Source organism: Niallia circulans NBRC 13626, from assembly GCF_001591585.1.
Lineage (GTDB): Bacteria > Bacillota > Bacilli > Bacillales > Cytobacillaceae > Niallia > Niallia circulans.
Genome location: NZ_BCVE01000003.1, coordinates 320,463 through 332,655, shown reverse-complemented (window position 1 = coordinate 332,655; position 12,193 = coordinate 320,463). Strand labels below are relative to the sequence as shown.

Below are 12,193 nucleotides of genomic sequence, written 5' to 3'. Positions count from 1 at the left end.
GAAAATGCGGTTTAGTGTTCTCGCAAGTGGCAGTACAGGAAATGCCATTTTTGTTGAATCAGGAGAACATTCCTTTTTAGTGGATGCCGGATTAAGCGGAAAGCAAATGGAAGGCTTATTTCAAGGCATTGAACGAAAAATGAGTGATCTAACAGGCATATTAGTAACACATGAGCATAGTGACCATATTAAAGGGGTAGGTATTGTTGCAAGAAAGTATAAACTGCCGATCTATGCGAATGAAAAAACATGGAAAGCAATGGATCCACTCATTGGGGAAATTCCAGTCGAGCAGAAATTTCATTTTGATATGGAAACAGTAAAGACATTCGGCAATGTATCCATTGAATCCTTTGGTGTTTCTCATGATGCAGCAGAGCCAATGTTTTATGTATTTCATGAAGGAGAGAAGAAGCTCGTTCTTATCACAGATACTGGGTACGTAAGTGATCGAATGAAAGGAATTATTTCCAATGCAGATTCGTATGTATTTGAAAGCAATCATGATGTGCAGATGCTGCGGATGGGAAAATATCCATGGAATATTAAAAGACGTATATTAAGTGATGTGGGACATGTCTGTAACGAGGATGCTGCGATAGCCATGAGTGAAGTGATTGGAGATCGTACAAAGCATATATACCTTGCGCACTTAAGCTTAGATAATAATATGAAGGATCTAGCAAGGATGTCAGTTGGACAGACATTAGAAAGCCGTGGCGTTGGTTTGGGGGAACAGGTTCATTTATTTGATACCGATCCAAGGATACCGACAAAGCTAATGGCTATATAGCAGGATCGAAAAAAGCGGATAGTTAGATATTCGCTTTTTTTACTAGAGAAATAAAAGTATGGCAGGAAGGCTTTTGGGCATGATAGGGAGAAAACTTCTTGAAGTATTTCGTTTGTTTTTTTAAAAAACAGGAAAAATAATAAGGATATAGGTTAAGGATGATTTTTAGATTATGTCTTTAGAAAGGAATGAAGCTTGTGGAGTATGATTACGGTAATCGGGGAGATGGGCCAAAGAGAGGCTCAAGAAGAGGCTATTTCTTCTCTGGATTTATAGGTGCGGTGATAGGAGCATTACTAGTATTATTATTAAGCCCCCGCTTGACGGACTTAGCAATTTTTCAGAATGGAAATGAAAATGAGCAAATCGTAACTAATTCTGATGGGATAAAAACACAGAATATTTCATTGAACGTGGAAACGGATATTACAAAGGCAGTGGATAAAGCAGCGGACTCAGTTGTCGGAATTACCAATCTGCAGTCCTCTAATTTCTGGGCAGATGAAACAACAGCCCAAGAAGCGGGCACAGGTTCTGGAGTTATTTATAAGAAAAGTGGCGGCAAAGCATTTATTGTCACAAATAATCATGTAGTCCAAGGAGCAACGGAACTTGAGGTCACGTTATCAGATGGAAAAAAAATTAACGCTAAGCTAATAGGTGCTGATATTTGGACCGATTTAGCAGTAGTCGAAGTAGCTGCAAAAGAGATAACAAAAGTAGCAGAGTTCGGCAATTCTGATAGCTTAAAGGCAGGTGAACCAGTCATTGCAATTGGGAATCCTCTTGGATTAACGTTTTCTGGTTCTGTCACGCAAGGAATCATATCTGGCTTACAGCGGACCATCCCTGTCGATATAAATGAAGATGGGACACCTGATTGGCAATCAGAAGTTATTCAAACAGATGCAGCGATTAATCCAGGAAATAGTGGCGGTGCACTGGTTAATATCGAAGGACAGCTTATTGGTATTAATAGCATGAAGATTGCTGAATCTGCGGTAGAGGGAATTGGACTTGCGATTCCGATTAACTCAGCGATTCCGATTATTGAGGATTTAGAACAACATGGAGAAGTGCAGCGCCCTTATATGGGGGTAGAACTGCAATCTGTTAGTGATATTCCAGGCTATTATCAGCAGGAAGCTTTGAAATTACCGAATGATGTTACAACAGGTGTTGCGATAAAAGATGTATCACGAAATTCTCCAGCACAAAAAGCAGGATTAAAAGAGCTAGATGTTATCGTAGAACTAGATGGGGAAGAAATAGTCGATTTAATTTCATTAAGAAAGCATTTATATACGGAGAAGAAAATCGGCGATAAAATGGAAGTGAAATATTATCGAAACGGTAAGCTAGAAACAACAGAGCTTACGTTATCAGAGGAAGAAATGTAGTTAAGGAAGTAGAGCGAAGCCTTATTTAGGTATCGCTCTACTTTTTTTATGTGTATGTATTTTTTGAATGGAGATACTATTGCTGAATAGATGTAATGGAGCGAAATAGTTTCTGTAAAAAATAATAAAATGCTTGTGGATAAGGTTTTATCGAAAAAGGCTGAGGAATTTCATTAGAGTAGTTGCAGTTTTTAGGTAGAATGATAAGATGGAATGTGGATAACTAATAATAAGGTCAAGAAGAAATATTATCCACAATTATTTATAGAAAAATGAAAACAGCAAGAGGTAAAAGGAGAAGAAGATATGATTTATAGTTGTGCTGAACACGTTGATATAGCAATAGATTCCGTTGTAAATGAGTATGAAACCTTTCCGATTTTAGAACAAATTTCAGAAGAAGAAAAGTTATCAACAACCTGTGAATATTGTAAAAATAATGCCATATATATGGTGGCGAACAAGTGATTCCATACTATATGTGGATTAAAAATGTGGATATGTGGATAAGTATTGTGGATATCTTGTTTGTAAAGTGAGGAAAGCATGTGAATATCTCAATTATTACAGTAGGAAAGTTAAAAGAAAAATATTTAAAGCTTGGAATCGAAGAATATACAAAAAGACTTTCAAGCTATTCTAAAATAGAAATTATAGAAGTGCCAGACGAAAAGGCACCCGAAATCTTAAGCGATGCCGAGATGCTGCAAGTGAAGAAAAAAGAAGGAGAAAGAATCCTTGCCAAAGTTCCAGCTGATGCACACGTTATTGCACTTGCGATAGAGGGCAAGCAAAAGTCATCCGAGGAGTTAGCCGACACACTCGATAAGTTAGGTACATACGGGAAGAGCAAAGTGACATTTATTATTGGCGGATCGTTGGGGCTTAGTGATGACGTATTGAGAAGAGCGGATGACAAGTTGTCGTTTAGCAAGATGACATTTCCCCATCAATTGATGCGGTTGATTCTGGTGGAGCAGGTTTATCGGGCTTTTCGGATTATGAGGGGAGAACCGTATCATAAGTAAATGAGGTTTTTATTTAAAACAATCAAAGAAAAAATTTGAGAAAATGTACATTTTGTATGTTTTCTTTTTTTTACGCAAGTTTTGTATGAGAAATGGAAACTTCCCAAAAGTAATTCTCTATTTTTAACAAATATTGATATTGAAAAGTCAATATTTAATCCTGGAAATTTTTTCGACAATATGATACATTATATCAGAGGTGAAAAACCATGTATGCAATAGACTTATTTTGTGGAGCTGGTGGATTTAGTGAAGGAATTCTACAAGCTGGATTCCACATCGTTTTTTCAAGTGATAGAAGTGCACACGTTATGGAAACGTATAAAAATAGGCATAAACAATTAGGGTTAATTCAAGGGAAGAATACACATTTTGAGTTGGCTGATATAAGAGAACTAGAAGGAGAATATATTTTAAAAAGAATTAATGAGCTTTCTGATTTTAAAGATAAGAAACAAAGCTTTAAAAAGGGGGATATTGATGCTATTTTCGGGGGACCCCCATGCCAAGGATTTAGTATAGCAGGAAAAAGGGACAAGTCTGACCCAAGGAATATGTTATTTAGAGAGTATCTAAGAGTAATTAAAGATATACAACCCAAATATATAGTGATGGAGAATGTTACTGGATTTATGAGTATGCAAGTTAATCCAGATTTCAAAAGCTTTAATAATGTTAAATATAGAGATGATGAATTAGTGAGTACAGTTGTTCAAACAGAGCTAGAAGGGTTCGGTTATACTGTCTTAAAGCCTAAAATTTTAGATGCATCCGATTTTGGAGTACCTCAACGAAGATTAAGAGTAATAGTACTTGCTTATAGAAAAGATGTTACGCCAATAGAATACCCTATTCCTACTACTATTAATGAAAACGAAAAAATAACAGTTGAAGAAGCATTGGCAGGAGTAAGTATTAGAACAAATAAAATGAATTATGCAATTGCATCAAGTAATGGACGTACACCACATTTTGAGAGTTTAGAGCCAGTTCCTAATTTTGTAAAACACTTTAATGTGGAGGAATCCAAACATAATGCGGTGATACAAGAGCGTTTCTCTTTGTTTCATCAAGGTGAGTCTGTAGTTAATCTGAAAAGTAGGCTTTTGAAGAAGAAAAATAATGGGGAAATGATTTTAGATTTACGTAATTATCCGAACCTCCTTATTGAGACAGTATTCACGATTAATAAAGAATTTAATTTAAACATTTTGAGACGAGAATTGAATAATAATAAAATGAAAATGGAGAAGAATTTAATCGTAAGTTTATATAAAAGGATTATAAAACTATGGGATATAGAAGTAGATTCTAATTTATTTTTAATTGAAGCTAAGAAGCCAATTGGTAAAATGAAAATTGAGAAGGACGCTTTTACTTCAATTTTTAATGTTGCAAAGAAGGAATTTAATAGGATTTTTACTAAAGAGGAATTGGTAACGTTGTTCCTAAATGATTCATTAAACACTAAGACTATTAATATTGACTGGAATGAAATATTGAATGCTCTTTTGACCAATAAGAACACTAGGACTAGACTAGATTCTCAAAAGACTGGACCGACAATGGTAACTTTGCCAGATGACTTTATTCATCCTACATTGAATAAAATATTGAATGTAAGAGAGATGGCAAGAATACAATCCTTTGATGATAGTTTTGAATTCTTAGGAAAACGAACAACTGGTGGAGATAAGAGAAAAGATGAGGTACCACAGTTTACGCAAGTAGGTAATGCTGTTCCACCACTTTTGGCTTTTGCTATAGCACAATCAGTACGAAATGCTCTAGAAGCGAAAAAACAATTAATATAAATAAAATAAACGATTTGCTTGCAATTTAAGAGGTGAAGCAAATCGTTTATTAAAATATTATAAAATACAATTTTTGATGATAGAATCTAAATATTCATTTCTAAGCTTTCTTTGTTTTTTATCCATGGGACTATTTTTAGCTGCTGAAATATAGTCATCTGGTAAGTCTGAACAAAAAGTTTCGAGTTTCTCGTTAAATTTATCAATATCAAGATGGTCCAAATATTCATAATTGAGAAGTAAAGTTAAAAAAAGTGAAAAAGCATTACTTCTAAGGTAAAAATATTTCTTTTTGCGAAAACCAGATACTTCAGGTATTTCTATATTATTGAATACATCAATAGCCTTAACAAATTTTATATAAATTAGATTTTTTTGTTTTAAAACTGTATCTGTGAGAATTTCAATTTCTTCATCTTCTAATACTCTTCCATGAAACTCTTTATTTATTAGAATTCCTATTAGGTCAATAACATCTTTAGTGTTAACGTTTCTCTTGATTTGTTGAATAGAATATATTTCTTCATTTAAGAAAAAGGTCTTGAATTTGGTGAACTCTTTTTTTTCAGCCCAATCTTTAAAGTCACTTGTAATAAAAGGATTTTCTCTGAAATGAATCGAATTCTCATTAGCAATTTCGTCTTCATCTAAATCATCGCTTAAGCCTTCCACGTCTTCAGAAGCTAAAATCTTATCGTTACTGATTAATCTAGCTAAGAAGACAAATTCATTATCAGAGAACTTTGATAATGTTTTTTCTGTGCTCGTTAGTTCATAGTTTCCTATGTTTAACCTTTGAAAAATCTTACTTATTTCAGTTATATCTTGTTCAGGATTATATTTTAATCTAACTGTTCCAATTTGATATTTAGAAAAATTTATCTTTTCCTTTTCTTCTAAATCTTTATATAATTTGTTATCTACTTCCAAATTATTTGATAAAAATTTCTCAACAGTTCTCATTCGTTGCTGCCCATCAATAATATGTAGATATTTAATATGGGTTTCTAAATCAATCTCGCCTTCTGCTACAAATATCATAGGACACGGTAATCCTAGCAGTATAGTCCTAATAAATTCCTTTTGATGTTCAGTATCCCATACGAAGTTACGTTGGTAGTATGGGTCATAAACTAAAGTTTTATTTCTCATTTTGACAAACAGTTCACCTAAAGATTCAGATTTAATTTCAAATTTTTCATTTAAGTCCATCTTGAATTACCCTCATCTCATAAAATTGACGTATTTGTTTATCTAAACGCATTATGAAACTTATTTCGTTTAGGTAAACAGCAGCACTTATTTTAATATCATATTCACTTTTCATATCTTCTGAAAAATCATTAAATAATTTCCTGTCACTGTAGCATCCAAGACTGTCAGGTCTTATAAAACCAGATATTAAATTTTTTCTATAGTAACTAAAATAATTTAATACATTTTTGCCCATAAATTTATCAGGTTTAAATTTGGTTTTATCCTGAAAATTATTAGTTTCTATCAGAGTATTTGTTGAAAGCTTATTAAACAAGTAAGAATCTATAATTGCTAAATCAATATCAGAATCATCTTGAACGTATTTAATTTCCCCATCACCATTTTTATCCATAAAACTAAATCCTTGATGTTTAGAACCAATTACTTTTATATGATGAAAAGAGGTGTTAAATCTTTTTTGGGCTTCATTTATAATATCACCCAACTCTTCATGATTAACATGTAAGGTAGGATAAATAAAATAAAGGCGTTTTAAGTAATCTTCTAGATTGTTTGTTTCGTTTATTTTGAAATGTTCCAAAGTTTTGTCAACATAAGAGTCTATCAAAACTTTTCCCCCTTTAACAATAACCCGTAGTACTTATAGGTTATACCTTAATTAAACCACAAAAATAAAGTTAAGTTAAATTATTCTGTAATTTATAAATAAAAGTACAGATGATTATATAAGAATTGTATTTCGATTTCAGAAAAGGTGGGCATGCTATTATACTCCTATTATTTACATAGCCATATTTACAGGTTACTGGGAGCATGCCCAGAGATATAAGCTCAAGTTGTACTATAATTATTTAATTGGGAATGATGTATCAGTAGAAAAAGCTATTGATACATCATTCCCTTTATAGTTTAACTGTTTCTATTTCATTAAAGAGTAAGTGCCGGTACTTTGGTAAAACTCTAAAGCAATGACCTTTGTCTTTATAACCAGTTCCGTCTTCCCTTACTCGTCCACGCCAATCATAAGTTACTTTGCCTTGAGAAACAAGCATTAAAAATGAACTGAAAACTGGTGTTTTGGTGTAACTGGCTTGTTTATAGTGAAAATGGATTTTACCATCTATGACTAACTCTTCTGCTATTAACCAAACTGTTTCAGGATGCTTTGCATACAACCTCTTTCTAATTTCATCCAATTTCCACGAACATGTGGCTCTTTTCTTACCAGTTTCCGTATTAATATAGTGTTGGTGAAGCAAACCATTTTCTTCATCCAATTCAAGGTACAATCCTTGATTATTTTTCTCGTGGTTTACTGTTACGAAAAGGTCAACATACCCTTCGTACTTATTAGAAGGATAACCATAAGTTAATAACATTTCAGGGGAAGAAGAAACTGAACTAATAGACCAGTCTGGCACCATTGAAAATAAAGTATCTTTTGATTTCATACCCTCTCTTTTTGCCTTTAACTCAATTTTAGATTTGAAATCAGCTAGCTTATCACTATTAGGGAGAATCCCTAATTCCCGTTCTAAGGTTCTTCCTACATCTTTTGCTGCACGAGAGTATGGAGATTCACTAATAACAGGTCCCTTTGCTTTTAAGGCTGCAACTAATTCAAATAGTTCTTCTTTTATTTTAAGATTTTCCTCGATGCCAAAGAAATCTTCAATGATATCTTGTTGGAATCCTGATTGTGTTAATGGGATGACCACTAGCGTATTATTGAAAACTGTCAGCAGTATCATGTCGCCTTCAGTCACATATTTTTTTAGACCATACACCCAAAATCGTGGGTCACCTTTTTTGGTATGTGGACGATAAAAACTTACCTTTTCTGTCTTGACATCAGATGAAAGCAGAATAATATCTTTCATAATTTTACCATCCGGACCACGTCCAACATGAGCATAATCAACTATTCCACCTTCTTTGAGAATGCCCCTGATTAAGGCTGATGCATCAATAATTGACTTATGAAGCATTGTTCCAGTAAGTCTAACTAATGCATACTCCTCTGAATGTACTTTTAATACCTTCTGAATCAACAATTGTTCTCTTGGATTCGGGTTGAATTCCATTTTACTTCCCCCTTTGTAATGTTGGTTTTTTCGTGTTGGTTAAATAAATGAAAATCATGTGGGTTATTTATTAACAATACTTACTTGTATTTGTTATTATATATAGGTTTTTGTCTGTTGTAAAGCAAAATATGTAAAAAATACCTGTGGTAAAATATGAAGACTATTGGTGGTGAAAATAGGCGTATTTAATTAGCGTTTCAAATATATATTATTTTTTCGATAATATATAAGGATGGTGTATAAAATGGAGTATGTGGATAAGGGAAAGAAGGATAAGTGTGGACCAGCAAAAAGAGTTAATATTGTTTCACTAAAATTAGTAAAAGAATCAAGTCTGCTTTACAAAGAAAGGTCAGTTAGGTCTCCTGAAGATGGGTACCAATTAATGAAGTTGCTCCTTGCAGATAAAGACCGTGAGCATTTCATTGTCGCTTCCCTTGATACTAAAAACCAGCCAGTATCAATCAATGTCTGTCACATTGGAAGCTTAAACGCTAGCATAGTACATCCTAGAGAGGTAATGAAGTCAGCAATCCTAAGTAATGCTGCATCAATAATTGTTGGACACAATCATCCATCGGGGAAAGCCGAACCAAGCAAAGAAGATATAGAGGTTACTAAGAGGTTAGCTGAAGCAGGAAAAATTATTGGTATAGACGTTCTTGACCACATTATTGTTGGTGACGATACATTCGTTTCATTGAAAGAAAAAGGCTATATCTGAAAGGAGTAAAAAAGCAGTGAGAACAACAAAAAGCACGATAAAAACTGAAGTCACCTACGATGACGAAATGAAAAACAAGTATCTTATTAGGAAAGAGTGGGACAAGAACAAGAAAAAAGCACTTGTCATCATGAAAAACGCAGGTCAAGCAGATGAAATTTTGCAAGACCAAACAACGATGTACGTCATTAATAACCTTTCTAAATTGGAATACGGTGTTGTAGAGATTGTGAATTTATTTCCATCTATTGAAGGAGAAGAAACGAAAGAGTCTGATATTGATAATTTGAAATGTATTCAGGAAGCAATCGCAAGAGTAGATGATGTTATTATTGCGGTTGGAAAAGGAGTAGAAACAAATAAGAAAGCTATTGAACGGTTAAATATGATTTTAGCCATTTTGCTAGACAGGAAGGCAAACATTCTTCAAATAGAAGCTAATTTTGGTCGGAAAGGTTTCCATCCTCTCTATCCAGCACTGAAACATAAGTGGAAATTAGTATCGTATGACGATAGCTATAAGGTGAGCTAATAATATTATATATGAAAGGAGCAAGCTATGTTTGGTATCGAGCAATTGATAAATTTTATGGAAGAGAAATTCGATGTAGCAGTTGAATTAAATGAGATAGGTGAGGAAACGGTACTTCTATATCATGAGGAACTAGACGAGGAACTCATTTCAGAGGATGTATTGCAAATATTACCGAATCCGGTTTCATTTCACACATATTTATACAATGGAGAATCAGAGTGGATTATTGGAATTGCCTTAGAAGCAAAGACCAATAATCCACTCTTTTTAGTTTGTTTGAAAGATGAAGAAAAAGTATATGAAAATGTATTGATTGGACAGGGAGAGAAGAATGAATTTGACTAACAAATCACGCTATATGACAAAGGCAATCAGTGAAGAATTAGATATTGAATTACAAGTGGTCTTGTGGAAATTTTACGATGAAATCAATGAACAACGAAAGGAGCAAATGGATTATCTGCAAGTTTTTGAAATTAGTGTATGTGTGGAAACTTTAACAATAACGAATAGGCAAGAAGTACCTTCACTACAAACAAAGGTTATCATCAATAACAAAGTCAAAGGAGCTAAAAATACTACTGTTTGGATTATAGATGACGAAAGATACCAAACAATGTTGTTCCCCAAGGATTATTGATTGGAAGGATGAATAAGGAATGGCGGTAATAGCCACCCTCATTCATCCTCTCCTTCAAAAACCTTCAGAAATTCATCCGACGCTTCATCCCCATCTGCAAAAACCAAAACACTGTCTAAATCAATGATTGTTTTTAAGACGATGTCATTAAATGCCTGTTCAAGATGAAAGGCAATTTGCTGTGCTTTTCCTTTTTCAGTTTTGATGAAATAGGTCTGGACATTTCTAGATGTACTTGAATTACTGCTTATTAGTAGGTCATAAAGGATATCAAGATGAAATTTTTTTTGCACATCATGTGATAGTTTAAAGTACCCATCATTGTTTTTCTTGATACCAAGATGCTCTAAATCACGATGTACGGTAGATTGGCTTGTTTTAATCCCTTGTTTCTGCAATTCAAGAACAATGTCCTCGTGAGTTCGTAAATCCATTTCCCCTAACAAAAGGTGAATAGCTTGATGACGTTTTTTCTTTTCCGATAAGCGTTCATTGTTATTTGAATGAATATTAGTTTCCATGATATTTCCCCCTAAAAGTCGTTTGTTCACAAATTTGTCACATTTACGGTAATTGTGCATTTTTTATTAGTCTCCTATTGCTTTTGAATGAATAAAGCTCCATACGATAGATGACTAATGGTATTTGTCTGAAATATAACTTGTTCCACAACAATAATGAATAAAAATATGAATAATTATATTCTATATGAATAACAAGGTTTAATCAACTCCGTTTAAATCAGCATTTTTACCTTCACAAGTATGAATAAAATGGGTTATATTCATTTTGCAAGCGAAATTGATTGGAGGAATGAAAAATGCTTCGTTACAAAAATAACTTTCAAATTGCTGTTGCTGCCTTAACTGATGTCCGCAGTGACCACTATGATGGAATCAATGCCATTTACCGTTTACCAGCGTGTGTGAAAATTCCTGAAGGGACTTGCGAAAACGGGTTAGAACGGCAACTGCAAAAACTCATAAAAGACTTGTCTGAATTGAGTGTGCGCCCCAACCGCATCTATATTCATGATGACATGATTGAAATTGACTGGTATCCGAAAGGATATCAAATGGTCATGAACCGAGGGCAATATGTAGGTTTGTTACTTGAATTTGCTGAGTTTTTGAACAAGGTACCAATACAAGACCTATTAATACAGGATGGATACTTTGGTGATGACCCAGAGGATTCAGTTAGAAGTGTCAGCAATGATATGGTCAATTTTTTCCCAGAATTCAACTCAAATTGCTTTGGCTTAAGAGATAACGAGTCTATTGAAATTATTAATTGTATCTAAGTGAAAATAGGGAGGTTGCATAATGGCTCTCAAAAAAGTAAGACGCCCAGTAATAAATAAACCAAGTGAAGATAACAACAAAGAACTAGAACAAGAAGCAAACAAAAATGGAAAGGAAGAACTTTCTATGAACCAACAAAACACTATTAATACCGAGAATATGAATGAAAGACTCTCTGAATCATTTTCAAACGCTTCCCAAAGAAATGATGCAATGGAAAGAATCATCTCATTTGTTGATGACTCTGTTTCAATGCAGCGGATGGCAAAAGTCAATGAGGGCTTATTTGAGTACCGAATCGATGAAATTAACGTTCGTGATAATGTAGTGACTCAATTTGGTTTGAAAGACCAGTATGTGATTACGTTTTCCCTTTATAGTGAAGTTACCGAACAAGTTACGAAGTTGTCACTAGCTTATAATATCTCATCCAATCAACAATCCGCTCTTATGATGTTTCTTGGAGCCTTCAAACAGGTATTCAAAGGTCAAAGAATAACGATGGGGCATTTGATAGGTTTAACTGGACAAGCAAGAATTCATCATGTGACTTCGGAAGCCGGTAATATTTTTGAAAAGATAGAGATTTTGACCATTGAAAACCCTAATACATAATAACAGAAGGGATACCCCCTTCTGTTGCAAAGGAG

Annotated in this window: 15 protein-coding genes; 11 read left to right on the top strand and 4 right to left on the bottom strand. The window is 33.8% G+C overall.

The genetic code is table 11. The features are described from left to right. The first annotated feature begins 4 nt into the window (after positions 1 to 4). The 5 genes from BCI01S_RS05855 to BCI01S_RS05840 all read left to right on the top strand — a co-directional run bounded on the left by BCI01S_RS05855 (position 5) and on the right by BCI01S_RS05840 (position 5,035). Positions 5 to 793 (top strand): MBL fold metallo-hydrolase, encoded by a 789-nt coding sequence (locus BCI01S_RS05855; RefSeq protein WP_047941022.1) that lies wholly within the window; start codon positions 5 to 7, stop codon positions 791 to 793. Positions 794 to 981: 188 nt separating this feature from the next. Beyond that, positions 982 to 2,193, top strand: coding sequence for a S1C family serine protease (locus tag BCI01S_RS05850; RefSeq protein WP_061797245.1), 1,212 nt, complete (start codon positions 982 to 984; stop codon positions 2,191 to 2,193). 306 nt (positions 2,194 to 2,499) lie between these two features. Beyond that, positions 2,500 to 2,661 (top strand): CxxH/CxxC protein, encoded by a 162-nt coding sequence (locus BCI01S_RS24640; RefSeq protein WP_016201499.1) that lies wholly within the window; start codon positions 2,500 to 2,502, stop codon positions 2,659 to 2,661. A gap of 80 nt (positions 2,662 to 2,741) precedes the next feature. Continuing rightward, positions 2,742 to 3,221, top strand: coding sequence for a 23S rRNA (pseudouridine(1915)-N(3))-methyltransferase RlmH (rlmH, locus tag BCI01S_RS05845; protein ID WP_061797244.1), 480 nt, complete (start codon positions 2,742 to 2,744; stop codon positions 3,219 to 3,221). A 209-nt stretch (positions 3,222 to 3,430) separates the two neighbouring features. Continuing rightward, complete coding sequence (locus tag BCI01S_RS05840) at positions 3,431 to 5,035, top strand: DNA cytosine methyltransferase (protein ID WP_061797242.1); 1,605 nt, start codon at positions 3,431 to 3,433, stop codon at positions 5,033 to 5,035. Positions 5,036 to 5,092: 57 nt separating this feature from the next. Here BCI01S_RS05840 and BCI01S_RS05835 read toward each other — a convergent pair whose 3' ends face one another. The 3 genes from BCI01S_RS05835 to BCI01S_RS05825 form a co-directional block, all read right to left on the bottom strand. Beyond that, on the bottom strand, positions 5,093 to 6,247 hold the full coding sequence (locus BCI01S_RS05835; RefSeq protein WP_061797240.1) for a DUF262 domain-containing protein: 1,155 nt from the start codon (positions 6,245 to 6,247) through the stop codon (positions 5,093 to 5,095). Beyond that, the gene (locus tag BCI01S_RS05830) at positions 6,234 to 6,860 is read right to left on the bottom strand and encodes a hypothetical protein (protein WP_061797238.1); all 627 of its coding nucleotides are present in this window, start codon (positions 6,858 to 6,860) and stop codon (positions 6,234 to 6,236) included. Before BCI01S_RS05830 ends, BCI01S_RS05835 begins: the two co-directional genes overlap by 14 nt. Before the next feature lie 295 nt (positions 6,861 to 7,155). Beyond that, on the bottom strand, positions 7,156 to 8,337 hold the full coding sequence (locus BCI01S_RS05825) for an MvaI/BcnI family restriction endonuclease (protein ID WP_061797236.1): 1,182 nt from the start codon (positions 8,335 to 8,337) through the stop codon (positions 7,156 to 7,158). Between the two features lie 247 nt (positions 8,338 to 8,584). On the opposite strand from BCI01S_RS05825, the gene radC reads away from it, so the two are divergent. Genes radC through BCI01S_RS05805 form a run of 4 tightly spaced genes read left to right on the top strand, consistent with a single transcriptional unit; the run spans position 8,585 to position 10,239 of the window. Continuing rightward, entirely contained in the window at positions 8,585 to 9,064 is a 480-nt protein-coding gene (radC, locus tag BCI01S_RS05820; protein WP_235844444.1) for a RadC family protein, read from the top strand. 16 nt (positions 9,065 to 9,080) lie between these two features. Further along, complete coding sequence (locus tag BCI01S_RS05815) at positions 9,081 to 9,596, top strand: DUF1643 domain-containing protein (RefSeq protein WP_061797232.1); 516 nt, start codon at positions 9,081 to 9,083, stop codon at positions 9,594 to 9,596. A 27-nt stretch (positions 9,597 to 9,623) separates the two neighbouring features. Beyond that, complete coding sequence (locus tag BCI01S_RS05810; protein ID WP_061797231.1) at positions 9,624 to 9,944, top strand: hypothetical protein; 321 nt, start codon at positions 9,624 to 9,626, stop codon at positions 9,942 to 9,944. Further along, positions 9,931 to 10,239, top strand: coding sequence for a DUF960 family protein (locus tag BCI01S_RS05805; RefSeq protein ID WP_061797229.1), 309 nt, complete (start codon positions 9,931 to 9,933; stop codon positions 10,237 to 10,239). Before BCI01S_RS05810 ends, BCI01S_RS05805 begins: the two co-directional genes overlap by 14 nt. A 38-nt stretch (positions 10,240 to 10,277) precedes the next feature. Here the strand turns inward: BCI01S_RS05805 and BCI01S_RS05800 are convergent, their stop codons facing one another. Then, on the bottom strand, positions 10,278 to 10,760 hold the full coding sequence (locus tag BCI01S_RS05800) for an arginine repressor (protein ID WP_061797227.1): 483 nt from the start codon (positions 10,758 to 10,760) through the stop codon (positions 10,278 to 10,280). A gap of 299 nt (positions 10,761 to 11,059) precedes the next feature. On the opposite strand from BCI01S_RS05800, the gene BCI01S_RS05795 reads away from it, so the two are divergent. Then, a complete protein-coding gene (locus tag BCI01S_RS05795; protein WP_061797224.1) occupies positions 11,060 to 11,542 on the top strand; it encodes a hypothetical protein in 483 nt (160 codons plus the stop codon). Between the two features lie 22 nt (positions 11,543 to 11,564). After that, positions 11,565 to 12,158 (top strand): hypothetical protein, encoded by a 594-nt coding sequence (locus tag BCI01S_RS05790; RefSeq protein ID WP_061797220.1) that lies wholly within the window; start codon positions 11,565 to 11,567, stop codon positions 12,156 to 12,158. Positions 12,159 to 12,193 lie beyond the last annotated feature (35 nt).

Bases quoted from the DNA above. Each gene is read 5' to 3' on its own strand.
- BCI01S_RS05840 (WP_061797242.1), top strand. From the start codon at position 3,431: ATGTATGCAATAGACTTATTTTGTGGAGCTGGTGGATTTAGTGAAGGA.
- BCI01S_RS24640 (WP_016201499.1), top strand. From the start codon at position 2,500: ATGATTTATAGTTGTGCTGAACACGTTGATATAGCAATAGATTCCGTT.
- BCI01S_RS05850 (WP_061797245.1), top strand. From the start codon at position 982: ATGAAGCTTGTGGAGTATGATTACGGTAATCGGGGAGATGGGCCAAAG.
- BCI01S_RS05800 (WP_061797227.1), bottom strand. From the start codon at position 10,760: ATGGAAACTAATATTCATTCAAATAACAATGAACGCTTATCGGAAAAG.
- radC (WP_235844444.1), top strand. From the start codon at position 8,585: ATGGAGTATGTGGATAAGGGAAAGAAGGATAAGTGTGGACCAGCAAAA.
- BCI01S_RS05810 (WP_061797231.1), top strand. From the start codon at position 9,624: ATGTTTGGTATCGAGCAATTGATAAATTTTATGGAAGAGAAATTCGAT.
- BCI01S_RS05795 (WP_061797224.1), top strand. From the start codon at position 11,060: ATGCTTCGTTACAAAAATAACTTTCAAATTGCTGTTGCTGCCTTAACT.
- BCI01S_RS05835 (WP_061797240.1), bottom strand. From the start codon at position 6,247: ATGGACTTAAATGAAAAATTTGAAATTAAATCTGAATCTTTAGGTGAA.
- BCI01S_RS05805 (WP_061797229.1), top strand. From the start codon at position 9,931: ATGAATTTGACTAACAAATCACGCTATATGACAAAGGCAATCAGTGAA.
- BCI01S_RS05790 (WP_061797220.1), top strand. From the start codon at position 11,565: ATGGCTCTCAAAAAAGTAAGACGCCCAGTAATAAATAAACCAAGTGAA.
- BCI01S_RS05855 (WP_047941022.1), top strand. From the start codon at position 5: ATGCGGTTTAGTGTTCTCGCAAGTGGCAGTACAGGAAATGCCATTTTT.
- BCI01S_RS05825 (WP_061797236.1), bottom strand. From the start codon at position 8,337: ATGGAATTCAACCCGAATCCAAGAGAACAATTGTTGATTCAGAAGGTA.